General features: G+C 31.9%; 30 protein-coding genes. 22 read left to right on the top strand and 8 right to left on the bottom strand.

Translation table 11 applies throughout. The features are described 5' to 3' along the window. Positions 1–11: 11 nt before the first annotated feature. The 6 genes from AC07SW_RS08495 (at position 12) to AC07SW_RS08470 (ending at position 4,530) form a co-directional block, all read left to right on the top strand. Positions 12–1,181, top strand: coding sequence for a hypothetical protein (locus AC07SW_RS08495; RefSeq protein ID WP_119908496.1), 1,170 nt, complete (start codon positions 12–14; stop codon positions 1,179–1,181). Between the two features lie 11 nt (positions 1,182–1,192). Further along, a complete protein-coding gene (locus AC07SW_RS08490; RefSeq protein WP_119908495.1) occupies positions 1,193–2,026 on the top strand; it encodes a thiopeptide-type bacteriocin biosynthesis protein in 834 nt (277 codons plus the stop codon). A 23-nt stretch (positions 2,027–2,049) separates the two neighbouring features. Continuing rightward, on the top strand, positions 2,050–2,781 hold the full coding sequence (locus AC07SW_RS08485; protein WP_202872141.1) for a SagB/ThcOx family dehydrogenase: 732 nt from the start codon (positions 2,050–2,052) through the stop codon (positions 2,779–2,781). Between the two features lie 19 nt (positions 2,782–2,800). Further along, positions 2,801–3,643, top strand: coding sequence for an ABC transporter permease (locus AC07SW_RS08480; RefSeq protein ID WP_119908493.1), 843 nt, complete (start codon positions 2,801–2,803; stop codon positions 3,641–3,643). A gap of 153 nt (positions 3,644–3,796) precedes the next feature. Then, positions 3,797–4,387 (top strand): accessory gene regulator B family protein, encoded by a 591-nt coding sequence (locus AC07SW_RS08475; protein WP_494632662.1) that lies wholly within the window; start codon positions 3,797–3,799, stop codon positions 4,385–4,387. A gap of 11 nt (positions 4,388–4,398) precedes the next feature. Then, positions 4,399–4,530, top strand: a complete 132-nt coding sequence (locus AC07SW_RS08470) for a cyclic lactone autoinducer peptide (protein ID WP_119908492.1) — start codon at positions 4,399–4,401, stop codon at positions 4,528–4,530. A 448-nt stretch (positions 4,531–4,978) separates the two neighbouring features. Here the strand turns inward: AC07SW_RS08470 and AC07SW_RS08465 are convergent, their stop codons facing one another. Continuing rightward, positions 4,979–5,035, bottom strand: a complete 57-nt coding sequence (locus AC07SW_RS08465) for a hypothetical protein (RefSeq protein ID WP_238328675.1) — start codon at positions 5,033–5,035, stop codon at positions 4,979–4,981. A 509-nt stretch (positions 5,036–5,544) separates the two neighbouring features. On the opposite strand from AC07SW_RS08465, the gene AC07SW_RS08460 reads away from it, so the two are divergent. Then, positions 5,545–6,846 carry a sensor histidine kinase gene (locus AC07SW_RS08460; protein WP_162919175.1) on the top strand — a complete coding sequence of 434 codons (1,302 nt, stop codon included), beginning with the start codon at positions 5,545–5,547 and terminating at the stop codon, positions 6,844–6,846. 11 nt (positions 6,847–6,857) lie between these two features. Continuing rightward, positions 6,858–7,607, top strand: a complete 750-nt coding sequence (locus tag AC07SW_RS08455) for a LytR/AlgR family response regulator transcription factor (RefSeq protein WP_119908491.1) — start codon at positions 6,858–6,860, stop codon at positions 7,605–7,607. An 838-nt stretch (positions 7,608–8,445) separates the two neighbouring features. On the opposite strand, the gene AC07SW_RS08450 is transcribed toward AC07SW_RS08455, so the two are convergent. Further along, positions 8,446–9,042 (bottom strand): AAA family ATPase, encoded by a 597-nt coding sequence (locus AC07SW_RS08450; RefSeq protein ID WP_463684786.1) that lies wholly within the window; start codon positions 9,040–9,042, stop codon positions 8,446–8,448. A gap of 306 nt (positions 9,043–9,348) precedes the next feature. On the opposite strand from AC07SW_RS08450, the gene AC07SW_RS08445 reads away from it, so the two are divergent. The 5 genes from AC07SW_RS08445 (at position 9,349) to AC07SW_RS08425 (ending at position 12,199) form a co-directional block, all read left to right on the top strand. Next, on the top strand, positions 9,349–9,924 hold the full coding sequence (locus tag AC07SW_RS08445; protein ID WP_494632661.1) for a recombinase family protein: 576 nt from the start codon (positions 9,349–9,351) through the stop codon (positions 9,922–9,924). A gap of 90 nt (positions 9,925–10,014) precedes the next feature. Then, complete coding sequence (locus AC07SW_RS08440; protein ID WP_463684782.1) at positions 10,015–10,206, top strand: hypothetical protein; 192 nt, start codon at positions 10,015–10,017, stop codon at positions 10,204–10,206. Positions 10,207–10,890: 684 nt separating this feature from the next. Further along, the gene (locus AC07SW_RS08435; RefSeq protein WP_463684780.1) at positions 10,891–11,310 is read left to right on the top strand and encodes a hypothetical protein; all 420 of its coding nucleotides are present in this window, start codon (positions 10,891–10,893) and stop codon (positions 11,308–11,310) included. 79 nt (positions 11,311–11,389) lie between these two features. Beyond that, positions 11,390–11,698 (top strand): hypothetical protein, encoded by a 309-nt coding sequence (locus AC07SW_RS08430; protein ID WP_238328709.1) that lies wholly within the window; start codon positions 11,390–11,392, stop codon positions 11,696–11,698. Positions 11,699–11,707: 9 nt separating this feature from the next. After that, entirely contained in the window at positions 11,708–12,199 is a 492-nt protein-coding gene (locus AC07SW_RS08425) for a thioredoxin family protein (RefSeq protein WP_494632660.1), read from the top strand. Positions 12,200–12,262: 63 nt separating this feature from the next. Here the strand turns inward: AC07SW_RS08425 and AC07SW_RS08420 are convergent, their stop codons facing one another. Further along, positions 12,263–12,514 (bottom strand): DUF5388 domain-containing protein, encoded by a 252-nt coding sequence (locus tag AC07SW_RS08420; RefSeq protein WP_135023045.1) that lies wholly within the window; start codon positions 12,512–12,514, stop codon positions 12,263–12,265. A gap of 26 nt (positions 12,515–12,540) precedes the next feature. Between AC07SW_RS08420 and AC07SW_RS08415 the strand changes: the two genes are divergently transcribed. From AC07SW_RS08415 to AC07SW_RS08390, 6 genes are all read left to right on the top strand, one after another. Next, positions 12,541–12,774, top strand: coding sequence for a hypothetical protein (locus tag AC07SW_RS08415; RefSeq protein WP_135023044.1), 234 nt, complete (start codon positions 12,541–12,543; stop codon positions 12,772–12,774). Between the two features lie 549 nt (positions 12,775–13,323). Next, complete coding sequence (locus tag AC07SW_RS08410) at positions 13,324–13,788, top strand: hypothetical protein (protein WP_494632658.1); 465 nt, start codon at positions 13,324–13,326, stop codon at positions 13,786–13,788. Between the two features lie 187 nt (positions 13,789–13,975). After that, on the top strand, positions 13,976–14,623 hold the full coding sequence (locus tag AC07SW_RS08405; RefSeq protein WP_135023042.1) for a hypothetical protein: 648 nt from the start codon (positions 13,976–13,978) through the stop codon (positions 14,621–14,623). Positions 14,624–14,941: 318 nt separating this feature from the next. Next, a complete protein-coding gene (locus AC07SW_RS08400; RefSeq protein WP_494632657.1) occupies positions 14,942–15,436 on the top strand; it encodes a hypothetical protein in 495 nt (164 codons plus the stop codon). Between the two features lie 35 nt (positions 15,437–15,471). Continuing rightward, complete coding sequence (locus tag AC07SW_RS08395) at positions 15,472–15,645, top strand: hypothetical protein (RefSeq protein WP_485400912.1); 174 nt, start codon at positions 15,472–15,474, stop codon at positions 15,643–15,645. A gap of 295 nt (positions 15,646–15,940) precedes the next feature. Beyond that, complete coding sequence (locus AC07SW_RS08390) at positions 15,941–18,121, top strand: glycoside hydrolase domain-containing protein (protein ID WP_494632656.1); 2,181 nt, start codon at positions 15,941–15,943, stop codon at positions 18,119–18,121. Positions 18,122–18,216: 95 nt separating this feature from the next. Here AC07SW_RS08390 and AC07SW_RS08385 read toward each other — a convergent pair whose 3' ends face one another. From AC07SW_RS08385 to AC07SW_RS08375, 3 genes are all read right to left on the bottom strand, one after another. After that, positions 18,217–18,738, bottom strand: coding sequence for a hypothetical protein (locus AC07SW_RS08385; RefSeq protein WP_135018197.1), 522 nt, complete (start codon positions 18,736–18,738; stop codon positions 18,217–18,219). Between the two features lie 328 nt (positions 18,739–19,066). After that, positions 19,067–19,240, bottom strand: coding sequence for a hypothetical protein (locus AC07SW_RS08380; protein ID WP_162532950.1), 174 nt, complete (start codon positions 19,238–19,240; stop codon positions 19,067–19,069). A gap of 13 nt (positions 19,241–19,253) precedes the next feature. After that, positions 19,254–19,814, bottom strand: coding sequence for a hypothetical protein (locus AC07SW_RS08375; RefSeq protein WP_135023036.1), 561 nt, complete (start codon positions 19,812–19,814; stop codon positions 19,254–19,256). Positions 19,815–20,393: 579 nt separating this feature from the next. Between AC07SW_RS08375 and AC07SW_RS08370 the strand changes: the two genes are divergently transcribed. After that, positions 20,394–20,843 carry a DUF3290 domain-containing protein gene (locus AC07SW_RS08370; protein WP_034568314.1) on the top strand — a complete coding sequence of 150 codons (450 nt, stop codon included), beginning with the start codon at positions 20,394–20,396 and terminating at the stop codon, positions 20,841–20,843. A 26-nt stretch (positions 20,844–20,869) separates the two neighbouring features. After that, positions 20,870–21,499 (top strand): DUF421 domain-containing protein, encoded by a 630-nt coding sequence (locus AC07SW_RS08365; RefSeq protein WP_034568316.1) that lies wholly within the window; start codon positions 20,870–20,872, stop codon positions 21,497–21,499. A gap of 41 nt (positions 21,500–21,540) precedes the next feature. Here AC07SW_RS08365 and pdxT read toward each other — a convergent pair whose 3' ends face one another. Continuing rightward, entirely contained in the window at positions 21,541–22,107 is a 567-nt protein-coding gene (gene pdxT, locus AC07SW_RS08360; protein ID WP_238328291.1) for a pyridoxal 5'-phosphate synthase glutaminase subunit PdxT, read from the bottom strand. Position 22,108: 1 nt separating this feature from the next. Then, on the bottom strand, positions 22,109–22,996 hold the full coding sequence (gene pdxS, locus AC07SW_RS08355) for a pyridoxal 5'-phosphate synthase lyase subunit PdxS (RefSeq protein ID WP_494632654.1): 888 nt from the start codon (positions 22,994–22,996) through the stop codon (positions 22,109–22,111). A gap of 146 nt (positions 22,997–23,142) precedes the next feature. On the opposite strand from pdxS, the gene AC07SW_RS08350 reads away from it, so the two are divergent. Continuing rightward, a complete protein-coding gene (locus AC07SW_RS08350) occupies positions 23,143–24,573 on the top strand; it encodes an aminotransferase-like domain-containing protein (protein WP_494632652.1) in 1,431 nt (476 codons plus the stop codon). The last annotated feature ends 26 nt before the right edge of the window (positions 24,574–24,599 follow it).

The following is a 24,599-nucleotide window of genomic DNA, read 5'->3' as shown; positions in this document are numbered from 1 at the left end:
AGGAACTTAGAATGATCAATCAAGAATATCTAAAAAAATTTGGTGAAAAGCGTTATTTCCAGCAACTTTCAGCTTCAGAGGTAAGCGAGGAAGCCTTATTTGGAACTCCTATAGATATAATTGAGATGAAATTTTTGAAGGAACTTGGTAGTCTGAATAGTTGGAGCTCTATTCTATATGATCTTTATTACTATTCAGAGATGATTCAGCGCATTGATTTCTTTAGTAAATACTACTTCCACAGTTTTTCACCAAAGGCTAGAAATATAGCCAGTGTAAAGGTGGTATTTATCCATGGTGAGCATCTATTCTTGTATCATCCTTTAACAGATAGGGTTTATATTTATCAGCAAAACTACTTTGTTGGTTTGGATGCTGAAAGAGATTATATTTTAGTTATAAATGACAATCGGAAGCTTCAGAAATTTTATGGAGATTTTGCCTCAATGCTGAGCATGTTAAATACTGGTCATTCTTTGTACAACCTTGATTATGTACTAGAAAGGTATAAGATTCGTAGTGAAAATATAGCTAGCCATGTATTTTTTAAACAGCCGAACCTTTATGTGACAATTCCAGTTGCATTAAAAATAGCAGAGAATCAAGAATATCATTTAAGTCAAGAAGACATCAAGGAGGAGGAGCAGACAAAGTATTTTAAACTGCGAACATCTGAACAAAATATTCGTGGAGATGCTGTGATTGGTAAAGTTCTGTCGGATCAGATTCATCAAGAGATTTTTAATGCTTTTCAACTAGCAGCAACTGAATATCCAGAAATAAAATTATGGTGCTTTGTTGATCATATTGCAGACGTTAGAAGTGGATTTTATCGAGGTGGTGTACATTCAGATTTTCTATGTCCCAAAACAAAGCAAGTCTATAAGCAGCTGTTACAAGAATATCAAGACTTTACCAACTTGGAAGGTATGAATTACTGGCTGTTTTTCACTTTTGAAAAGAATGAGACTAACTATGATGAAATTTTTATTAGAATAGGGCATTTTGCACAGCGAATTTCAGTTATTGCAGCACAATATGGGTTAGCTGCCCGTGGAATGAAAAATTACAATGATGATACGGTAAAAGAAAAATTCAGCATAGGAAGTAATGAGTTGGTTGGGTATTCGGTGAATCTATTTAGTTATCAAAATACTGGTCATAGCCTTATGCTAGAATAAAGGAGCTCAAAATGTGGAAATCAAAACATATATTTATTCATGACTATCAATTACTAGAAGAATTTTTAAAGGATAAATTATTGCCTTACTTAGATGAGGAGAATGTCCAATATTTTTTCATTCGGTATTGGGATGGCGGACCTCATATTCGCTTGAGGTACAAACTATCAGAAACACTAGCCAAAAATTTTGAAAATGGTATAAAGGTATTGCTTTCAAAATTTCAGGAAAAGTATCGGGATTTTCCTTTTGAAGCTGTCGCTTATAATCCAACTATTGTTCAGACTGAAGATATAGAACCAGCCTTACCATATCCGAATTTCTCGATTCAGGCTGTTGATTATATTCCTGAGTTGTACCGCTATGGTGGAGAGGAAGGGTTGGAGCTTTCTGAAAAATTATTTGAACATTCTTCAAGGTTTGCTGCTGAGATTATTCAAAAATTAAATCGCAATCAACGTTATACTTTGGCTATTGACATTATGTATAGCTGTGCTGCCATTGCTCGAAAATTAGGTTATTTTGAACAAAATCAAGAATTTTTCAAAGCTTATCGGAAAATTTGGATGCAGTTTTCAGAACATAAGATTCCAGTCGAGCTAAAAGAAGCTCTTGAGAAAAGGATTGTCCGTTTACAAAATGGTGAGCTAGATTTGCAATTTTATCAACCTTACTTAAATATATTTAAGTCTATAATTTATCAAATCAAGCAATGCCAAACAACAATGGACTCAATATACGCATATTATATTGTGATTTCGCATTTGCACATGCTGAATAATCGTTTAGGTGTTTCTCCAGAATACGAGTTTATTTTTTCAAATGCACTAGTTAAGGCTGAATAATTCTTTAATAGGAGGAGATTGAGTTGTGGAACTTTAAGGGAGAAAGAAATGTCGAAAAAAACTTTATTGATTATCATATGATGTCAATAAATGAGCCGGAATTCACTAATACTCAAGTTTATGATCATCAGCCACGACAAATACAAGGGAATAGTGATTATCCATTGGTTGATTTGGACTATGTACTTGATCAAAGTAATCCATTTGAGGCTGTTCTAGCGAATCGTTATTCTGCAAGAGAGCCATTTAAAGGAAATGTAGTAGTTAATAGAGCGCTATTGGCACGGTTCACTCAATTAGCCATGATTGGCGGAAGTAAAGAAAATCGAACATATCCCTCAGGAGGAGCTCAATATTATGTGGATACTTACTTTCTATTCAATGAGGACTTGGTAGATCAGCAGATAGTTAAACAAGGAAATATTATGCGATTGAACAGTGATACCCATAAGTTGATGGTTAAGCAATATCAACCATGGGATGAAATAAGTAAGGCCTTTATCCAAAAATATTTAGTTAATAGTGCTCAGTTTACAATTGTATTGAGCTGTGATGTAACGAGTATTTCTAAAAAATATACAGATATTTCTTATAAGCTCGTTCAGCAGGAAGCTGGTCATATTGGACAAAATATTCAGCTTGTAGCTAATTATTTAGGTTTAGAGAGTGTACCTTTAGGAGGATTTTATGATATTGAACTGTCAAAACTTCTAGGAGATAATCAGACTTCATTATATGCATTTCTTCTAGGGTAGAAAGGAGTGGATTGGGAATATGCATTGCTTAAAATTAAAGTATCAAGTTAAAAAAATAAACGACTTTTTTATGATTCAAGACTGTATTACTTCAGAAGCTGTAATGGCATTTAAGGTAAAGGATATTGAATTTAACAAGTTAAAGGAAATCATTTATCATGGAATAGCAGAAGACGCTGAGGGACCTGAAAATAAATTAGGTATGCAGTTATTGGAAAAAGATCCAAAGCTTTTCACTCAATATAAAACACAAGAGTCTAGTGAATTGTTAAATTTGGTGAGAAATTATACAGAGTTCTTTACTCCATATTTTATTTCAACAGAGGCAATTGCTGAGTACTTGGATTTTGCAGAAGGTATTGTGAATACTGGAAAAGTATTTAAAATTCAATTGTTTTTGGAAAATAGATTTCCAAATGTACAAGAATTTCTTGAAAATTTACCATTTGTAGAAACTATTTATAGTAAGGATAAGCAAGAGGAAATTGATTTATTAATTGGTACACAGCAAAAAATCTCTACAATTCCTCAGATCGAAAGCTGTGCTACGTATGTCTTAGCATTGAGCTGTCAGGAAAAAAGTTTAGAAATTGGACCATTGATTAATGCGACTAAGTTTGAAATACCAGAATTTCTGGCAAATGGGGAACAAGACGCTAAAATTATGCATCATGAAGAATTGTTAATGTGTTTCTTCCTTGAAAGAATTCTATTTATTCAGCTATTTAATTTATACAATAAAATGCGACAAAATGAATTTTTCCCAACCAGAAATAAAGTTTGTATTAACAGAATGGATCTTCAAGGATACAGTGAGGCTGTGACCTTATATCCCAAATATTTAGTTGAATTTGTTGTATAATCGTAACTGTAAGGGAAATACTCATAAGTGTGTATTTTCCTTTTTTGTGTGTACATATATGAGGTTTAATAGGTTATTTAATCTATTTTTGAAAAAAATGACTAAAAAGCATATATACTATGGGTGTAAGGAATTGGAGGAAGGATTAAGAAGATGATAGAGATGTTAAGGGTATTAAAAGAAGATGTTATTGCAGAAAGCATAGTAAATAAGCTGAAGGAACACCAAGAACTAAATCGAATTCAAGAATTGAAATGTAAGCTTGGAATAGAGGTATTTCTAATAAATTTAGGCAAAGCCATTGTTGTATATGCAGCTGCTATATTGTTGCAAACAGTACCGTTGACGTTCTTATTTCATTGTGGATACTTAGCTGTTAGAATTCATGCAAGAGGAATTCATGCCAAGAAAAGCAGTGTATGTACTGGAATTAGCATTCCACTGTTTGTTTTACTACCGCTACTAGTAAATGAAATAACTATTCCAAAAAGTTTAGCGGTTGTTATAGTAAGCATTTCTTATCTTTGTCTTTATAAATATGCCCCCTGTGATACAGAAAAAAATAGAATTACAGATATGCAATTAAGGATGAAGTTACGAAATAAGTCACTAATGGGATATTCATTATGCGGACTATTGTTTCTTACAACTAATTCACAAGTAGTGTTTAATCAAGTTTTTTTTGGAAGTTTGCTAGCGATTATTTGCATTCTGCCAATAACATATAAAATAATAGAAAGATAGGAGAGAAAAAAATGGAAGAAATTAAAAAAATATTAAAAGAAGGAATAACAAAATTATTTATAGGACTAGGAGGATTTAGTGTAGAGAATTGTTGCTTTGGTTTTGCATTTGAGCCAGAGATACCAGAGGAATTGAAGAAATAATAAATATAAATAAACATTTAAAGTGTTAAATGCAAGTGAAAAGAGGCAAAAAAAATAGTGCTAATTAAGCCAGTTTTTCGTGTATTCGACTCTAAATGAGGGACCACTAAAATCCAGCACATGGGCCGGATGGGCCAGACGATCTGCCATAGCTGCTGTAAACATTAGATCTTTAAAAGTAAGTCTCTTCCCATCAATCAAATGATAAATTTGTGGTTATAATAATTGCTCCAACTGTAGTTCTGTTGTAAAGATGGTTAAATTAAATTTCACTTCCCGTTTGATCAAAAGACATGTATCTAAGTTCATCCAAGATAACCAAATCATATTTACTAAATCGTCGTTTATAATAATTAAACTGATTTACACTCATAGATTCCTTAAGCCCAATCATTAAATTGGGAATATTTGTAAATAAAACATTTTTTCCAGAAAGGTAAGCCTCAATTCATAAAATGATAGCTAAATGTGTTTTATCTACTCCTGTATTACCCATTAAAATCATATTTTCTTTTTGGTTGATAAAGTTTAGACTTTTTAATTCTTTAATTTATTTTTTTAGTTTTATTTCTAAATGGCTATCCATATATTTATCAAAAGTCACTTTATGTCGTAATTTGGCTTGACCTATAAGTGTTTGAATCCGATTATTTTGACGCGGCTCCAGGTCAGTAGTAAGAATAGTGAGAATATAATTTTCGTAACTTTATTCTAAATCTAACGCCTGCTTAATCAGATAGGTTTTCTATTCATCCCTAATTCACGGATAGCGGATCGTTGAAAACGTCCGGCTTCTAATAAGCGAATAATTATATGCTTATCCATAATTTTAATCACTCCAGGGTTCTTCAATAAGTAAAGTATTCTCTTTACCTATTGTGATTTAAAAGTGGCTCCCTTTTATATAGTACATGAAAAACAAAAGAACACTGAAATATATAATTAATTCCTACTATACTGTCAAATAATATATGGTATAATGAATTTATCTATATAGAAAATGAGGAATTAAGTATGGAAATAGTTATGTTTTTACAAGTTATTTTTATCTTTATACTATCAACTGTACTAACAAAAAAAAAACTCTTTAGGAAAAGGTTTATATTTTTTGAGATACTTTTTAGTTTGATTATGGCGATTTTATATAAATATGTAGATATATTTGGTTCTTTTTTTGTATTTTTTGGTATTATAATTATGTTTAGATGTAGTCGATTGAAATGGATTGATGCTCTTCATTATTCTTCAATGGTGATGATTTGTGTAATTTTAGGTGATCATATTGTTAGCTTTGTTATGGAGAAAATATTAGGGGTAACTAGCGTTTTTCAAACAAGCAATGAATTTGTTTTATCAGCTATGATAATGCGTCAAATTTTTGTACTAATTGTGAGTTCTGTATTGCTTATTATTTGCAAAAAAGTAATTATTGATATTATTGCTCGAGGCATGGAAAATCAAAATTTGAAATACATTCTAGGATTTTTTAGCTTTTTCACGTATATAATTTATTTTACTATGATTGTGTATGTTAGGATAACTGGTAGTCAAAGCTCGTTAATATTGATGAATACACTTTATTTATTTATCTACTTTACACTATTTATTATCAGTCTGTCATTTTCAGTTTATACATTCCAAAAAAATTATGAAATGAAAGAAAAGAAAACCGAGCTGAAAAATATGCGGCTATACACTGAAAAATTGGAGCGGAATTATACTGAAATTCGGCGTTTTCGCCATGACTATATCAACATTTTAGCATCGATGTCAGATTATATTGCTAATCGTGATATTGAATCTTTAGAGCATTATTTCAACACTAATATTATGAAAATTAGTCATGAAATCCAAAATAACAATTTTAAAATGAAAGATTTAAGTCAACTGAAGGTTCGAGAAGTAAAAGGGTTGATTTCTTCTAAATTGATTACAGCTCAGGAGAAGGGATTAGATGTTGCATTTGAATGTCCAGAGGAGATTGACTACCTAAATGTAGATAGTGTGACTCTTTGCCGTTGCGTGGGGATATTATTAGATAACGCGATAGAAGCAGCCACGGAATCTGAAGAGAAGCAAGTTCGAGTAGCTTTTGTTCAGTTCAATAATTCGATTTCTTTTGTTATTTGGAATAGTTTTGTAGATGAAGGACATAAGGTGTTTAAATATTTTGAAAAGGGATTTTCCACTAAAGGTGAGAATCGTGGCTTAGGTTTGACTACTTTAAAAGAGTTGATTGCTAAGGTAACCAATGTTCAGCTAGATACTTATACTGATGAGCGACAGTTTAAACAAGAAATTAAAATAATGAAGTGAGGGAGCCAACTATGATTGATGTTTTTATCTGTGAGGATCAAAAAGAGCAGCGAGAAAAAATAATTAACTATGTAACCAATTATATTATGATTGAAAATCTGGATATGCAGTTAGCATTGGCGACAGATAATCCAGAAGAGCTATTAACCTACGTAAAGGAAAGTAAGCGAGCTGGTTTATATTTTCTTGACATAGATTTAAATCACAAGATAAATGGTATCAATCTTGGTGCAGAAATTAGGGCGGTTGACCCAAATGGTGACATTGTATTTATAACTACTCACTCAGAGCTGAGTTATTTAAATTTCATATATAAGGTAGCTGCGATGGACTTTATTATTAAAGATAACTTTGAAGAAGTTCAAGGACGAGTTATTAGCTGCCTAAAAGTAGCAAGCGAACGAAATCGACTGACCAACAAAGTTACAAGTAAGAAATTTGTGCAAAAAATAGCTGAAAAAATCGTTAGTGTTGATTATGAAGATATTATGTTTTTTGAATCATCTCCATTGCATAAGGTTGTATTGCATCTAGATAATCGCCAAATTGAGTTCTATGGGAAATTAAAAGAGTTAGAAAAAGAATACGAAGGTTTTATTCGCTGTCATAATTCCTTTGTAGTAAATATTGATAATATTCAGGAAGTCAATTTTAAGGAAAAGAAAATTTTGCTTAAAAATGGGGAAACTTGCTATGGCTCTGCTCGAATGATTAAATCAGTACAGAAAAAGTTGGAGGCTGATAAAGCTTTACTCAAATAATCCATTGAAAGAACGCAACTATTATAAGAAGTAAGAATGAAGCTTAATACCTAATTTAAATTTTGTATGTAATTTAGTAGAGATTTATAAGGTGAAATATATTAAAAGTGAATTTTGGGATGAATTCAATATCTATTGCTGATCAAGTATTAGATTCAAATGAGTTAGTCATTTCATACTATATACTTGGATCCTATAATGGAATTACGGACAACTTGTTCGATATAATTTCTTATAGGAGCCGTTGGCGAGTGGATTGAAAGTTTAGCAGAATTAAAACGAATGATTATGAAAGATGGCAACGAGAAAAAATAAAAAATTTTGCAGTAGAAACCGAACATGACACAAGCGAGTTGTGTTATGTTGAGGTTATGGTATTATATTTTAGTGAAAATGAAATAAATATTTACTACGTTATAATTTTACTATATAAGTACATTGGGATATTTATTCTTCACTAAATTCCTAATAGACTGAATTAAATAATGAACAAACTATTTTTTTACGTACTAATTAACAGATAGTGGAAGATGTTATGAAAAAAATAAAGTAATCTTATTTTTAGGATTAATTGTTTGGGGATATTTTGGATTAGGTTCAGTGGGTAAACCTGTAGATGATTTTTATAGTTGATTTTTTTAATAATACTTGATACATTTCAAATGAAAAGTAAAAAGAAGTTCAGAAAGAACAAATAAATTGATTTTTAATTTTTTTCACAATTAACTAGAATTTTTCATGAAAAACTTTTTTGGAAAACATATTAAGCTTAATCTGTCACTTTTTAAGTTATGTAGCATCATTTATTACGATAAATGACGCCAAATAAAACAATTCGCTACTTAATTCCAATTACTAAACTATCGCGGGCGACTTCTACCACTTCAACTGTAATGGTCGTTAAATTGTTTATTTCCAAGATTCTATCAATTTGGGTGAAAAGTCGTTGTATTAAACGGAAATTTCCATTAGTTATTTTTATGATTTTTGTAACAGCTTTATAGTCTGAAAAATCTTCCATTTTAACGGGAAGACCTAGTTCTTCCCATTTGAATTCGAGAATATGGTGCGTTTCATCCTTACTTAAAGCAGAAAACTCATGTGCAGATCCAATACGAGAATAGAGTTGAGGATAACGAGATAAACGTTTTTCAATACCCGGCATTCCAACCAATATAAGAGCAAGGTTATTTTCATCATAAATTTCTCTTAATTGTTCAAAATGCTGTATTTTTAACCAATCTACTTCGTCCACTATTATCAAATCTACTTCGGAGAAAAATCCGGGAAATTGATAATTATCTTTCTCTTCTTCAGCGTTTTCCTCATAATCGTGCTTTGCGCTTTCTAACTGAGTTCCTAAAACACGTAATTGTCCAGATAATTTAGTCGCTCTGTCCGCGGGTGCTGTGTAAAATATTGTATTCGCTCTCAAAATTTCTTAAGGGTTATCTACTACCTGACGACCTATATTTCTATAGTCCAACATATATGTCAATTTTTGATCTAAATGGCACAATTTCTTTCAACTTATTTGGCAAAAGAACTAAATGTACTCAAAAAAATAGTCGTTCTTCTCAGTATAGTGTGCGTTTGTGTCATTTATCGATATAGAATCAGTGTCATCTAAAATAAAAAAGTACAATCCATTATTTTTTTAATTAAATAGTGCTAAAACTTATGCTAAAAACTATGTCTTAATAACCTCCCTTTATGGTATAATTGAGGTAGGAGTGATGATATGAATTACATTTACGGATATGCACGAGTCAGCACTCGTTCTCAAGAATTAAATTGTCAATTAGATATTTTAGAAAAATATAATTGTAATGAAATTTTGACAGAAAAAATATCAGGAACTAAATCTAATCGACCAGCATTAAATAAATTAAAAGATGTTGTTCGAGAAGGTGATACGGTAATCGTTGAAAGTTGGAGTAGACTTGGCCGTAGTACAAAAGATTTAATTGATCTTGTTGATTTCTTTTCTCAAAAAAAAGTCAATGTGATCAGTGATAAAGAAAAATTTGATACGTCTACTCCCCAGGGGAAATTAATGCTAACCGTCTTTCAAGCATTTGCAGAGTTTGAACGTGATTTAATTGTTGATCGTACGAAAGAAGGTCTTAAAAGTGCAAGGGCAAGAGGACTTGTGGGTGGTCGTCCGCCTGTAGATCAAAAGAAATTAGATCAAGCGATAAGTTTATATGAAACAAAGAAGTATTCAGGCCGAGAGATTAAAGAGATGACTGGAATAAGTCAATCTACTTTATATAGATATCTTAGAAAAATAAAAAATGAAGATTTTTCGAAGTAATAACGACATCAGCTATATTATGTATACAGAGAAAAAATTAGTAAGTTTAATATTTCTTTGGGAAAATATAATATAAAGGAGATATTTAGCATGAATAAAGAAAATAAGCAACTTAAAGAAAATAGAGAAGGTGTTATTAGCGTTTTAGTTCCAATAAGGGTAGACGAAAATTGGGCTTTCGAGATGATTATTCAGAGAGAAAATAGTAAAAGAGGCATGGAATACTATATACCATCTGAGAATGGAAATATTTCTGTATGTCCAATTAAACTTTACAATTGACACTAAAGCAGCTAGTTTTATATTCGTTAGTGAATATAAAAAAAGGAAGGGAGAAAGAAGGAAATGAATAAGTACAATCAACCATAGAAGATTGGCGTAAAAAGACCTACATTTATTTGTGTAGGTTTTTTTTATTAAATTATATTTAATTAAAAAAACATGCAAGAATTTATGTATGGTGTTTACAATATGTATTAAACGTTATATAATCATCGTGTTAATAACACAAGATATGAAATTGTGTTATTTTATCATTATAAGAATTGAGGGGTGTTGAAAAATAGAAAACAAATGTTCCATTCAAAGCAGGAATTAAGGTGAAGTATTGTGAATTATTTAATTTTCAAGAAATCAGGTGTGATATGAAAAAAAAAATTATTTATTGTATTCCCATATTCAATACAGCATTATTAATTTTATTTTTACTTTTAAATCCAAAAAAAGATTTCAGCAATTTTTCTTTAATACAAATGGCAATAATAATTAGTATTATGATGCTGAACTTAGTAACTATGTATTTATATACTAAAAACCAAGATGTAAATAAAAACATTTATTGCGCAAATAATAAAAAAATTATTTTTATTATCTTTATAATTGTAATTGGTGTTTGGCTTATGCTAAAAATACCCTATCTTTTTTAACAAAAAATTAAATTTTACTATATTATGGAGACGATAACAAATGAAAATATCAACAAAACTGAAAAATCATCTAAATAAATTGGCTGTATCAGCTATCTTAATTGCTTTTATAGGAAACCTCTTCATAGGATCAGTAGATGCTTCAATGACAGAAGAACCAGATACCAAAACAGAAGAATTTTATGAAGATAAAGAGTTGCAAAGAACATTTAAAGATATGAATGATTACTCCAAAACAACAACAGAAATTAAAAATGAATTAGCAATTAACGAATTGAAAAATAATGTAGCTAATCTTATTGCTACAAAAAAAGTAAAAACTAATGCTCCATTAGAAAATTATGATTATAAAGGTGTTACAGCATTAGAAATTAATCAAGCTGGATCGACATACACTTCAATTACATTACCAGTAAAGGGTGATAATTATAGTTTAATCAGTAATCTTACTCTAGTTTAATCAAGATTCTAGCTTATCTACGTATTCAGAGTCATTAATCACTAAAAGTGACGATAATAAATTTATTATAAGTAACTTTATGGATGGTAAATTAATAGAAAACAAAGCTACTGATTTAGATTATGTTTCAGATGGAGACTTACAAAAAGGACTTGAAAACTTACAAAATACAGAAAATATAAATGTTAAACAATCGAGAGGTTTTGGGAATAAAGTTGCTTGTATTGCTGCAGTTTTAGGCATTGATGGATCAGTTGCATATCTTATTGCTGGGACATGTACAGCAGCTTGCTTGACGGTTAACCCAGTTTGTGCTGCTTGTATTGGTGGTATTTGTGCTCTTGGAGCTGGAGGAATTGGAGGAGTTGTTACTTGTGTTACTCTTTAGGAGACTTAAATGAAAAATAAAGCTAAATTAATCATTTTTATCATTTTTCTTGGTGTGTTAATTATAAGACCTGTTTATCATTTATATGTGAACTCAACATATTCGTTAACCCCAATTTCTAATGAGGACTTTCTAAAATTAGAAAATAATACTAATGACTCATGGATAATATTCGGAAGGCCAACCTGTAATGAGTACGCTGTTTTTTTACCTAAATTAGAAACATTTGCTAAGAATAATAAAATTAAAATAATGTATTACAATATTGATAAAGAACGTAAAAATAGTGAAGATAAAATGAAGGATACTTTAGAGAGGTATGATGTAACAGTTTTGACAACTTTAATTCATATTAAAAATGATAAAGTTGTCAAAACTTTAATTGGAGATCAAAGTATTAAATCGTTACAAACAACATTTTTGACTAGTTATTTTAATATTAAAATAACCAAGTATACAAATCTACATGTAGATTCGTATACTTGGTTATTTACTTTTTAGAGCTCTGTTTTGTTTTAGTAATATATATATATATCAATCTACATGTAGATTGATATGCTTCTTTTATTTTCTTTGATATACATCAATTAATGTGCGAATTTCTCTACGTTCATCGGTAGAAAATGTTTGTTCATGTTCATCTAACAGTACTTCTAATAGTTCTTGTACGCTATCATGTCCACCTACAGTAACGAAAGCATTGATTCTATGAGATGTATTTACTTCACAGCGTATAGTAGTAGTTTTCTTCTTCACTTTTTTGAGTTTAGGTTGAGAATTCTCTTGATTTGTTGAAGCACTCTCTTTTCTATCCAATAAAGAATCAGAAAGAAGAGAATAAAATGTCCAGCAAGTGGTTAGTAAAAATTGAAGATAGAGGGTCTACGATTTTTGAAAAGAAAATTAACGGTGATAATAATGCTCGATCACTTTTTATCATTAAACAGATTCAAATTCTTTCAGAACTTAACTTGAACGATCAAATAATTCAATCGAATCCATTAGCTAGAGAAGCAAGAGGTTTAATGACCGTAATGCCAAATGACCAAGTTATTTACATGATTAGAATATTTTAGCAAGTTCAATAAAATCAAACTATCAAAAATGTTTAAAAAGGCTGAAAGTATGGAGTTTCACTGTTCTAGTTTAGTATGTTGAGAGAAAAAAGTTTGCCTATTATATTTTGGAGGATATTTATGAAAAAGTTTATGTATGTATTTTTAGGAGTAGCTTCTGCATTAATGTTAATATTTATTCATAATTTTCAAGTTATACTGAGTAAGTTAAATGATGATCCAGGGAACTATTTAGTTCAGATAATCTGTAGGTTGATTCCATTATCTGTAACTTTTTACTTTTTTATATTAGTCTAAGGCAGAGAGAAACAGACGAAAAAGATAGAAGAAAGAATAATGATAAACAACAGTCAATATATAATGAAATATTGGAAAGACTAGAAAAACAGAATATACAGCAGGAAAAAATAGCTGAATATATGGAAAAGACTGCTATTGAGTTAAGAAGAACAAGAAGACCTGAAGGTATTGTGTTCATTTATAAGAATTATAGGTTATTAAAAGAATACGTTAACCTTAGAGACAGTGTACAAAATACGTTGAATATTGTTGCTCGGATTACTACTTTGGAAAATATATATAAAGAATTGGAATGAAATAGATGATGAAGAGGTTCCACTAGCATTTCTTGACTCGTTTAGTAATGCGAGATATTTTTTAGAACAATATATAGCTTTGTTGCACTTGTCTTGGAATATTCTCATAGATGATGAAGAAGGGAAAAAAAATATCACAGCAAATGATGATTTCTTCCACCTTGGACTTAATAAACCAATATCGATACTAGAATTAATTTCGAATAGCTTATTAATTGCTAATAAAACATCTGAGAGTCGATTAAAAAGAATTATCGAAAATGAAAATATTTCGCATATTGACTCAATGAGTCAATTTAGTTTTTATATGAGTGTATATTCTGATAGTGATGAGAGCCAGATTAAAGAGAAAATAGAAGCTGAATTTATTGAATTTAATAAAAATATTGAGTTAAGTCAATCAACAGTTATGTATTAATAAATAGGACATCATATTTTCAAAAACGATAGTTCGGATATGGACTGAGTTTTCAATTCCTGAAGCTGAAAATTAAATGGATAAATTCTTTAAAAAGTGAACTATTTACTACAGTTGTATGTAGCCCAACTTCTTAAAGACGAATTATTAGGATGATCAAAAATGATTAGAGAAGGATGGGTTTATAATGAGTTTTGTTTCAGCGTTTATAACAAAAGACTTTGCTTCTATAATGTCAGATGGTCAAGTCACAGGAGAAAATAAAAAAGCAGTACAAGAAGACTACAAAAAGATAATCAAAGTGAATAATTTTTTGATTGGATTTACAGGAAATAGCACTGGCCCAGTTGATTTAATAAAGAAAGCAGTTGGAGAAACAGATTCTTCTACTGAAATGCCATTTCTAAGCAAAGAGATACTTTTATTACTGATTAAAGAATTATTGAACAAATATAGAAAAATCCGTCATGCAAAAATCCATGTAGTTGTGATTGGATTTAATGAGGGGGAACCCAGTATTAACACAATTAGTTTAGATAATTCAGAAATTTATGAACAAAAAGATGAATTAGAAGATAATGGATATAGATTGATTATACTATATCCGTCTGACTACAGACTAGAAAATAAAAGTGAGGGCAACAAGTTTATAGAAAAAATAGAAGCATTAAATGGAGAGAATATTACTTTGTACACAATCAAAAAAATACAAAATGACATCAATAATTTCGTAGCTGATAATTCAAACACTGTAAATAAACATATATTCTCAGAATATGTCAAAAACGGTCGTTTGCGGAGTGAATTTAAAAAAATGAGGAATTTAAATATTTAAATCGATAAAATAAAATTACAGGAATACAAATGAAAATGGACAGTTTTTTATTTAAAAAGTATCAGAAAACGAATAAGATAGAAAATTAAACAATCAAGAAAAAATGAATGGAATAAAAATACAATTTGATATACTAAGGATAGGTTCATAACTAATTCTCATTTAACACGAAATACACATTGAATCGATGCAGGTACACATCTAGGCTACGATATATAAGAACTTTTCAAATTGTTTAATAGGGTTGTTGTTTTTTGTTATATATAAAATGATTCATTCATTATTTATATAAAATACTGTTATTTGGAGGAGATTCACATGAAAAAAAATATTTTGGTATCCCTGCTTGTTTTATTCTCTCTATCATTTTTATGGGAAACAACGATTGTCCATGCAGATGAAAAAACAAATGAAATTCCCAACAAAACGATTATCTATGACAAAGATGGTAAAGAAGTGAAGCCAACTAATCAATACAAGGAAATACTCCGAGGCGTTAGTCCACCTACAACAGTTAAGTGGCTTAACAACTCGGCATCCTATCAATCGGACGGATTTTCTGGATCTGGCCGTAGATATAGCGGTTATTCTTTTGGAACAATGAACAGTTCAGAAACATTCAAATTAACTTTTAGAATTGGTGGGTTTGGTGTAAATACATTTTCTAACCCAAACGATCCTGGACATGTCATTGAGTCCTATAATTTACCACTAAGTGGTTCGCCTTACACATTCTATACGCCTTATTATTTTTATTTTTTGGTAGATAATCCAAGATCTGGACAAACCTATCACCTAAGAGCAATTCAATAGATTGAGATTAGATAGACAACGTTAAGGAGTGGCCTATGAAGAAAAAAGTAGTTTTATTTTTGAGTTTGATTGTAATGATTCTTATTATTGCAGTAGGTTTTATTTATGTAAAAAAGAGCCACATGATTAAATCAGAAACGACTATTATTGATAATAAGGGAAATAGAGTAGAACCCTTAGACAAAGAAATTGAAAACTATGGAAACTAAGTATGCTAGCTAAAATATAGTAAATATGAACCTGAAGGGGATTTCCTTCAGGTTTTTTTGATAGATTCAGAAAGAGGTTGTTTATTCTCTGTTCTAAAAAGAACATTGATGGAAACTAAAAGGAATACTGACAGAAAGTTAGGAGTCTATTTAACAGGAACTATCTTATACTAAATTAGAACGGTCGTTCAACTTTCACAAGACGTTGTGAACTCGAACTAAGTCACTAAGTTTGATATTAAAAGCAAACAGAAAGCTAATTTACAAGAATAAAAGAAATTGGGAGGAATGTAGAATGGTCGATCAAATGGTATTATCAACACAAAAATGGTTAAATAAAACGTATAAAAATGTCAATGGTTTTGGGAGTGTTCCTGAAAATGGAAAAACAGGATGGCCGACTATTTATGGTTTAATTAGAGGATTCCAACACGAAGTAGGTATTACGGATTTATCGGATAATTTTGGACCAACAACACAGAAAAAAGCTGCGGAACTATTGCCTAAATTGAAAAATGGATACACTGGGAATGTTGTGTATTTGATTCAAGGAGCTTTTTGGTGCAAAGGAATGTCTCCACAAGCGTTGGATGGGAAATATACTACAGAGACAGAGGAAGCAATTAGTTCCCTACAAAAAAATGCTGGTGTTGCTAGTAATGGAAAATTAACCGTACCTTTATTAAAAGCATTGTTTGATATGAGCGCTTTTGTATTAGTTCCAGGAGGAGACTCTAAAATTAGAGCTATGCAACAAAATTTAAATGCGTCTTATCAAGCATACTTTGGTATTTTACCTTGTGATGGTATTTATCAAAGAGAGACGAACACAGCATTAATCTACGCTCTACAAGCGGAAGAAGGGATGAGTCCTTCAGAAGCTAATGGAATTTATGGACCAGGGACTACTAGTAGAACCCCTGTAGTAAACATAGGAGCAACGGGCAATATCGTAAAAATTATTCAATGGGGATTATACGTTAACGGATTTTACAAAACAGGAGATTTTAATGGTGTATTTTCTAATGGTGTAGGAGATGAAATTATTTCATTTAGAAAATTCATGAAGTTGCCTTCGTATACAAGCACTGCGGATATGACTGTGATTAAAGGATTATTGTCCAGTGCAGGAAATACAAGTCGAGATTCTATTGCGTGTGATACCTCTACACAGTTGACGTTGGAACAAATTCAATATTTAAAAGCGATTGAATTTAGTGTGGTAGGAAGATATTTAACAGGTTCAGTTGGAACAGGCGCAAACAAACGGAATAAATATTTAACCAGTGAAGAAATTGAAAACTTAGTTAACGAAGGATTTAGCATTTTCCCTATTTATCAAGATGGAGGTTGGGAAGAAAGTTACTTTACTAGTTCTCAAGGACAAACGGATGCCATTTTAGCGAGTAAAGCAGCTATGGACTTAGGTTTCCCAGCAGGTTCTACTATTTACTTTGCAGTTGACGTAGATGTTCTAGATGGAAATATTGGATCGACTGTATTGCCTTATATCAAAGCGGTTCATGATACACTATCCACTATTTCTTTATACAAATCAGGTATCTACGGCACTCGAAATGTTTGTCAAAGAGCTGTAGATGCAGGGGCTGTAACGAATTGTTTTGTGTCCGATATGTCGACAGGATTTAGTGGGAACTTAGGTTTTAAAATGCCTAAAGAATGGGCCTTTGATCAATTTATTGAAATGACAGTTGGACGAGGAGATATGTTGTTTGCCATTGATCAAGTTGCTTCTTCAGGAAGAGATGCAGGAGTGATAAAATTTGATGTTGATTCTAGTCAAAAAGTGAATGCAATCAGCCATAGCTTGTTAAATGGATTGAATCAGGATTTATATTTCAAAGACGTCACTATTGAAGCGAATAAGACCTACGAGCAACATTTAGGCGCAATTGATGTGTATGTAACGGTTAAGAATAGTTGGTCTTCTGAATCAGAAAACGGATTAGCAAAACTTAAAGTAACCAACGGGGTTGTAGATATGAAACCTTATCTTAATCCGATTCAAGAAACCCTTGATAAATACAACGATATTTTTAATGACGTGAAGAAAGATAACCTTGAAAGTGCCATTAATAAACTGGGACCTACTGTAAAAAATGGGATGATTGAGACGGGTCTAGTTGCACGAAATGGACGAATTGGAACTAAAGTAATTGTGAAAACAGAGTATAAAGTCAAACGCAATGGTCAAACGATCACTGAAAAGTTGGAAGTGACAGTTGAAACGTATGTAAATCCACTTAATGTTGCTCCGATTCCTGTTGTAGATTATGTACGTGTAGCAGATTCGATTAAAAATAATAATATGCAGGCAGGATATGTAGCGATAAGTGCATTAGTTGTAATAGGGGGGATTGCTCTTCTTCCAGAAGCCGTAGTAGGGGCTGCAGCTGTGGCCGCCGCAACAGTATTTTTATCAGTAATTACTTGGGGAAAAGAATTAATTTCTTAAATTAATAATTGAGAAAGAATATGATAAGAAAGATAGAAAAAGCGATTAGATTATTTATAATCTAATCGCTTTTTTTATGATATTTATATTATTAATTAAACAAGACCAGACTCTGTAATGAGTGATACTAGTAAACAACTTTGAGCCAAAAATAAACTAACATATGAAATTTTTTTATAGAATGTAATCTTAGCAGGCAATATAAAAAGCACCTTATTTTCAAGATTGTTGGACGATGAATATATTTGCAAAGCAAGTTGCTCTTTTTTAATAATCCTGAAGTAATTAATAGTCACAACTAAGTTAATAACAGCAGAAAGGATTAATAAAAATAGCCCAAATTGCATGTAACTAATAGACACATCCATATTTGACAAGACTAAAAATAATCCAGCTACAAATAATACTAAACCAATAATATACAGATAATAGATCAGTTTGTGGATTTTTTTTTCAACAGGATATATTTTGTATAAGGGGCTATTATCTGATGAAAATTGATGAGAATCATATTTTGTTTTAAATTGTTTAAGTTTAAATTTGTAAATATAGTTGGAAATGAAAAGGATAACCATAAAAATAAAAGTAAAAAAGAAAAAAAGATTGAATTGAAACATTATATTAACCTCCAAGAATTGATATTTTTATTATAACATAGCGAAATTCTAGACTGATAAGATTTAGAGGTGATATTCGTTACTTTATAATAGAACAGTGCTAAAAACGGTTGTTTACGTCAGATAGATAATAGAAAAAATAGTGACAAATATATAGCGCTATTTTTTTTACATTTAAATAGGCGAAAATAATTCTTTTTGACAGTAAGTCTAACATTTTTAATTATACTACTTGCTAGATTAGCAGTATATGGACAGATCAAAAGTTTGAAGAAGGTAATTAGATTAACTAAAAACGCCATCTATCAGTAGATGGCGTTTTGCAAATTTATTTTTTTGTTTTAAGCCAAGTTCCAAAAATGGCTAGGATACCAGCGATAATCATGAGAATATCAGAATAATTCAATGGTTGCTTCCATATTATTTTAGATACAACTAACATTAATAATAATACAATCACTATGGCAATAATGGTTTTAAGTGGAGTATTTATTTTATCCATACTAATCAACTCCTTATCTTGATTTTACAACAATGCCTGTGAAACTAACATCTAGAGTTACGCCTTTTCCATTATTTCTATAATTAATTTGATTAGCAAGTCCTCCAGCTGTAATACCTGCAGCAGCAACGGCTACACTAATAATGGCTGTCACACCACCTAAACCAGCAATAATAGCAATGATTGAAGCAGCTCCTGTTGCTTTTCCTAAATTGTAAACAAGAGTTTTTGCTTGTTGGTTAGAAAGTGTAAGTCTAAATGAGTTAGCACGTGCGCTTCTAACCGTATTTGGATTATTTAAATCATATACGGTATTTTTTAAAACTGTATAATCGTTTTCTGTCATAATATTTTTTGCTTTTTCGTTCAGTGTGTAAACACCATCGGTTACAGTTAAATATTGGTTAACTGCATCTGTATAGCTATTTAAACTTTCAATGTTTCCCACAGAACTATCTTCTTGGTAAGTTGATTGTTCCATAGTAGTTGCTGCAGATACTGTAAATGAAGCAGGTAAAATAACTGAACTTAGACTGGTAAGAATTATTGCAGAAATAAATAAGCTTTTTTTCATAATGAACACCATTCCTTTTAGTTTTTTACGTACACTTGAAACTAATTTAAAGGTAACATAATTAGTATTGAAAATATGGTTATTATCACATAAGTGAGCTTTTTAGTCTTATATGAAGCACATTTATTAATTGAAAAATCCCATAAAACGGTAGTTAATGACTTTGATTACAAATTAATTAATCATTCTGTCTTAGTAGATTTTTCAAAAAATTTACGTCAAAGGAACTAAAAATTAGTGGCATCAGCTTCAATTTTGGTATCATCTATAAATACAGTTTGACGCTCAGCAAGGCTAGATTGAATCCGTTATGAGTGGAATCATATAAAAAATGTGTATTTGTTCTGAGTATAGTCCAATAAAATGCCATTTAACATTATTTTAGTATGATAAGTAGGATATCCAGCTTCTTGATAAATAATCTTAACTAGGATTTTACTCTCTAAATGAATGACAAAACGACTTGGTCCATGGTATAGTTTTTGTATATAAACAGCACTATTTTTTTGTTGGATGATACTTTAATCATAACAAGAAGTGCTGTTTTACTGAATTTTTTTGAAGGGAGTCTCATAAAACATGCAGTTTTATACATTTGACTATTTAGTCAGTCAGTCTAACGTTAACAGTTATGTGAAATATACCATCATTTTCTTTGTTTTATTATTTTTAACTTTTGTGATTATTAAATACATGAGGGATCGAGTGCAAACGAAATACCGAGATTTAAGTATTATTTTCTTTTTAATTTTGGTATTTATTATAGGCATCCAATTTACGGATTATTCCCAATCTCAATCAACGGTTTCACAATCCGCACAAATGGTTCAATTTATCGAACAATTAGGTAAGGAAAAGAAAGTAAAAGCGGATGAGATTCTAGTCAATTCAACAGTACTTAATGATGAAATGGTCGTTAAAATCGATCAAAAATTTTACCAAGTGGATTTTAATTCTGATTTTTCAGCCTATCATACCCAAAATGTTCAGTTGGTAAATCCAGCTATTACGATTGTTAAAGAAAATTAAAATTTACCAGTAGGAGAGTGTTTGGTTTGGATTTATATTATGCAGCTATTATTAAATTAGGACTAGGTTTTATTTGTTTGATTTTTCAAATCAATTTATTAGGGAAAGGCAATTTAGCTCCTAGTTCTGCAATGGATCAGGTGCAAAATTATGTGCTAGGTGGCATTATTGGTGGCGTAATCTATAACGGCGATATCACGATTTTGCAGTTTTTTTTAGTCCTCATTATATGGACGATTCTTGTATTTACGATCAAGTTTATTAAAAATCATAATAAATATGCTAAGCGTTTGATTGATGGAAGGCCGATTACCTTGATTGCTAATGGTCAGGTAGATGTTGGCGAATGTTTACGTTGTGGTATTTCAGCTAATGATTTGACCTTTAAGCTTAGAGCAGTAGGAATTTATGAAATCAAACTAGTTAAGAAAGCCATTATGGAGCAAAATGGTCAGTTGACTGTCATTCAATACGGAGATGATAACATTAAATATCCGTTAATCATTGACGGTCAAATTAACGAGGATGTCTTAGACTTAATCCACAAGGACAGCCAATGGGTCCACGAAGAATTGACGAAAAAGCAGTACCAACTAAGCGATATCTATATGGGTGAATACGATTCAGGAGAAATTTACCTTTATCCGTATAAATAAAAAAGCATGAATTCTTATCTTTAAAAGAATTCATGCTTTTTTTATTTAGAAAGAAAGTAAGATAAGACCCGTGTATCCTCACTTAATTCAGGATGAAAGGAGGTCACTAAAATAGTGTTACATTCAGCAGCGACAATTTTATCGTCAATGGTTGCTAGTACACGTACATCAGTCCCTACTTCCTTGATATAAGGTGCGCGAATAAAGATAGCAGGGATATGATCGCCAATTGATGCGACAGATAAAGATGTCTCAAAACTGTTCACTTGTCTACCAAAACCATTCCGAACAACGGTGAGATCAATTAGATTTAAGCGAACCTCACTAGGGTGTTCTTTTTCCGTAGTGCTACACAAAATCAAGCCAGCACAGGTACCTAAGATTGGATGCCCTGCCTTAGCAAATTCGATCAACGGAGATTCAAGCTGATAGTCTCTGATTAAACGTCCAATAGCAGTTGACTCACCGCCAGGAATAATCAAGCCATCTAAGGAGTTTAAGTCAGCTGCTTCCTTAACTAAAACAACGTTGACGCCTAAAGCTTCAAGCATTCGTTGATGTTCTGCCACTGCACCTTGTAAATTTAAGACACCAACAGTCTTCATCATGTTACCAGCCTCTTTCTTGCATACGCTCAGATTTATCTAACGTAGAAATATCAATGCCTTTCATTGGTTCGCCTAGTCCTTTAGACAATTCAGCTAGCAGTTCATAATCCTCAAAATGAGTCGTTGCTCGAACGATGGCTTCAGCAAATTTTGCTGGGTTTTCAGCTTTAAAAATACCTGAACCAACAAACATTCCATCTGCGCCTAAACTCATCATTAGTGCAGCGTCAGCTGGTGTAGCAACGCCGCCTGCGGCAAAGTTAACAACAGGTAATTTTCCTAATGCTTTGATTTCTTTAACCAACTCGAAAGGCGCACCAATTTCTTTTGCAAAGTTCATTAATTCATCGTTTTCTTTTGTCACGAGCATTTTAATTTGTTGGTTGACTTTGCGCATATGACGGACGGCTTCCACAATATTTCCAGTACCTGGTTCTCCCTTCGTACGAAGCATAGATGCTCCTTCGCCAATCCGACGCAGTGCTTCTCCTAAGTCGCGACAGCCACAAACAAAGGGCACAGTGAAGTCTGATTTTAACAAATGAAACTCTTCATCAGCAGGTGTTAACACTTCACTTTCGTCAATATAATCAACGCCCATCGCTTCTAAAATACGCGCCTCGCTAATGTGTCCAATTCGAGCTTTAGCCATGACAGGAATGCTAACAGCCTTCATCACTTCTTCGACAATGGTTGGGTCTGCCATTCGAGCCACTCCACCAGCTGCACGAATATCTGAAGGCACGCGTTCCAACGCCATCACTGCTACCGCTCCAGCAGCTTCGGCAATTCGTGCTTGTTCCGCATTTACAACATCCATAATGACGCCACCCTTTTGCATTTGTGCCATTCCTCGTTTTACTAAATCAGTACCTAATTGTTTGTTCATTTGATTCTCGTCCTCCTTTAGTGTTCGTTCTCCTTTAGCATAATGAACTTTTTAACGCTTCACTACAGCCAATTGGATTGTTTTTTATCCATCCAATTTAATCAACTGTGCTATACTATAAAAAAAACAAGTGGGAGAAGATGTAAATGTGGAGTTTAATTCCTTACAACAACCAAAAAATACCGTTGTATCAAAAAATTATGCTGTTAATCGAAGAGCAGATCAAAATAGGAAATTTGCCTGTGGGGAGTCCGATTCCATCTGAACGTAAATTAGCAGAATTGCTAGAAGTCAATCGTTCAACCGTTACAAGAGCATTTGAAGAACTCAGTGATAGAGGCATCATTATCCGAAAAAAAGGAAGCGGTTCTTATGTAAATACTGAAAAATGGGGACTTCAAACGCAACCTATTATCAACTGGCAACCACTATTTGGGGTTAATACAGCCATTGAAAAAAGCCCCTATCAGCGAAAAATTGATGCCTTAAAAAAATCTGGTAAAATGCAAACTTATTTAGATTTATCGAATGGGGATTTGCCCACTGATTTAGTGCCAGCGCTAAAAACACCTGAACTTTCTTGGGGAGAATTAATCCAAAAAGAAAATGAGATGACTACGAACCAATTGGGAATTTTATCGTTGCGGCAATCCGTGCAACGTCATCTAGCAAAAAACTATCAGATGAAGGTTCCGTTAGAAGAGATATTGATTACTTCTGGTACACAGCAAGGGCTCTTCTTAATTGCCCAAGGTTTATTAAAGCCAGGAGATACAATTGGTGTTGAGGCGCCCTCCTACTTTTACTCCTTGCCACTTTTTCAAGCAACAGGTGTCCGAATCGTTCCATTGCCAATAGATAAGGAAGGGGTTATGATGGGGCCTTTAGCAGAAGCGTGTTTAAACTATTCAATCAAAATGATTTTTATTAATCCTATTTTTCAAAATCCAACAGGCTCTATTATGAGCTTTGAGCGAAAAGCAGCATTGTTAGAATTTTGTCAGCTACGACGGATTCCAATTGTCGAAGATGACGTTTATGGCGGTTTAAATTTTTCAACAGATGAGGTCACGCCATTAAAAAAGATGGATCAAAAAAATCAGGTGATTTACTTAGGCTCCTTGTCAAAATACGTTGGTCAGCATCTAAGAATTGGATGGATGGTAGCACCGCAAAATATCGTGACTCAACTGGCTCACATTCGCCATCAAATTGATTCGGGTTTAAGTGTGTTGCCACAAATTTTAGCAGATACTTTTTTAGTGAAGGATTTTGTTAGTCAACAAGCCCGATTAAAGAAAGAACTTAGTAAACGAGCCGAGTATGCTGAGGATTGGTTAATGGAGCGTTTTTCAGACATGGTTCAATTTGATGAGGTAAAAGGAGGGTACCATCTATATGCTCGTTTTCCTGAGCTTGATGTGAAGGCTTTTAATAAGCTGTTGGATGATTTATTAGACGAGAACATCATTGTGGGGGAAGGGCAATTTTTTGGAGATACAGTGCCAGGAATGAGGATTAGCTTTGGACATGCTGCTAATAAAGAATCGATGGCTTATTTTAGTCTTAAAAGTTAGTTTTAGGAGGTAAGATGCTAGTTGTT

Source organism: Carnobacterium sp. GW821-FHT04C06, assembly GCF_059420345.1.
This window is presented reverse-complemented; position numbering and strand designations above follow the sequence as displayed.

Bases quoted from the DNA above. Each gene is read 5' to 3' on its own strand.
- AC07SW_RS08495 (WP_119908496.1), top strand. From the start codon at position 12: ATGATCAATCAAGAATATCTAAAAAAATTTGGTGAAAAGCGTTATTTC.
- AC07SW_RS08490 (WP_119908495.1), top strand. From the start codon at position 1,193: ATGTGGAAATCAAAACATATATTTATTCATGACTATCAATTACTAGAA.
- AC07SW_RS08480 (WP_119908493.1), top strand. From the start codon at position 2,801: ATGCATTGCTTAAAATTAAAGTATCAAGTTAAAAAAATAAACGACTTT.
- AC07SW_RS08475 (WP_494632662.1), top strand. From the start codon at position 3,797: ATGATAGAGATGTTAAGGGTATTAAAAGAAGATGTTATTGCAGAAAGC.
- AC07SW_RS08470 (WP_119908492.1), top strand. From the start codon at position 4,399: ATGGAAGAAATTAAAAAAATATTAAAAGAAGGAATAACAAAATTATTT.
- AC07SW_RS08460 (WP_162919175.1), top strand. From the start codon at position 5,545: ATGGAAATAGTTATGTTTTTACAAGTTATTTTTATCTTTATACTATCA.
- AC07SW_RS08455 (WP_119908491.1), top strand. From the start codon at position 6,858: ATGATTGATGTTTTTATCTGTGAGGATCAAAAAGAGCAGCGAGAAAAA.
- AC07SW_RS08445 (WP_494632661.1), top strand. From the start codon at position 9,349: ATGAATTACATTTACGGATATGCACGAGTCAGCACTCGTTCTCAAGAA.
- AC07SW_RS08440 (WP_463684782.1), top strand. From the start codon at position 10,015: ATGAATAAAGAAAATAAGCAACTTAAAGAAAATAGAGAAGGTGTTATT.
- AC07SW_RS08435 (WP_463684780.1), top strand. From the start codon at position 10,891: ATGAAAATATCAACAAAACTGAAAAATCATCTAAATAAATTGGCTGTA.
- AC07SW_RS08430 (WP_238328709.1), top strand. From the start codon at position 11,390: ATGGATGGTAAATTAATAGAAAACAAAGCTACTGATTTAGATTATGTT.
- AC07SW_RS08425 (WP_494632660.1), top strand. From the start codon at position 11,708: ATGAAAAATAAAGCTAAATTAATCATTTTTATCATTTTTCTTGGTGTG.
- AC07SW_RS08415 (WP_135023044.1), top strand. From the start codon at position 12,541: ATGTCCAGCAAGTGGTTAGTAAAAATTGAAGATAGAGGGTCTACGATT.
- AC07SW_RS08405 (WP_135023042.1), top strand. From the start codon at position 13,976: ATGAGTTTTGTTTCAGCGTTTATAACAAAAGACTTTGCTTCTATAATG.
- AC07SW_RS08400 (WP_494632657.1), top strand. From the start codon at position 14,942: ATGAAAAAAAATATTTTGGTATCCCTGCTTGTTTTATTCTCTCTATCA.
- AC07SW_RS08395 (WP_485400912.1), top strand. From the start codon at position 15,472: ATGAAGAAAAAAGTAGTTTTATTTTTGAGTTTGATTGTAATGATTCTT.
- AC07SW_RS08390 (WP_494632656.1), top strand. From the start codon at position 15,941: ATGGTCGATCAAATGGTATTATCAACACAAAAATGGTTAAATAAAACG.
- AC07SW_RS08385 (WP_135018197.1), bottom strand. From the start codon at position 18,738: ATGTTTCAATTCAATCTTTTTTTCTTTTTTACTTTTATTTTTATGGTT.
- AC07SW_RS08380 (WP_162532950.1), bottom strand. From the start codon at position 19,240: ATGGATAAAATAAATACTCCACTTAAAACCATTATTGCCATAGTGATT.
- AC07SW_RS08375 (WP_135023036.1), bottom strand. From the start codon at position 19,814: ATGAAAAAAAGCTTATTTATTTCTGCAATAATTCTTACCAGTCTAAGT.
- AC07SW_RS08370 (WP_034568314.1), top strand. From the start codon at position 20,394: ATGCAGTTTTATACATTTGACTATTTAGTCAGTCAGTCTAACGTTAAC.
- pdxT (WP_238328291.1), bottom strand. From the start codon at position 22,107: ATGATGAAGACTGTTGGTGTCTTAAATTTACAAGGTGCAGTGGCAGAA.
- pdxS (WP_494632654.1), bottom strand. From the start codon at position 22,996: ATGAACAAACAATTAGGTACTGATTTAGTAAAACGAGGAATGGCACAA.
- AC07SW_RS08350 (WP_494632652.1), top strand. From the start codon at position 23,143: ATGTGGAGTTTAATTCCTTACAACAACCAAAAAATACCGTTGTATCAA.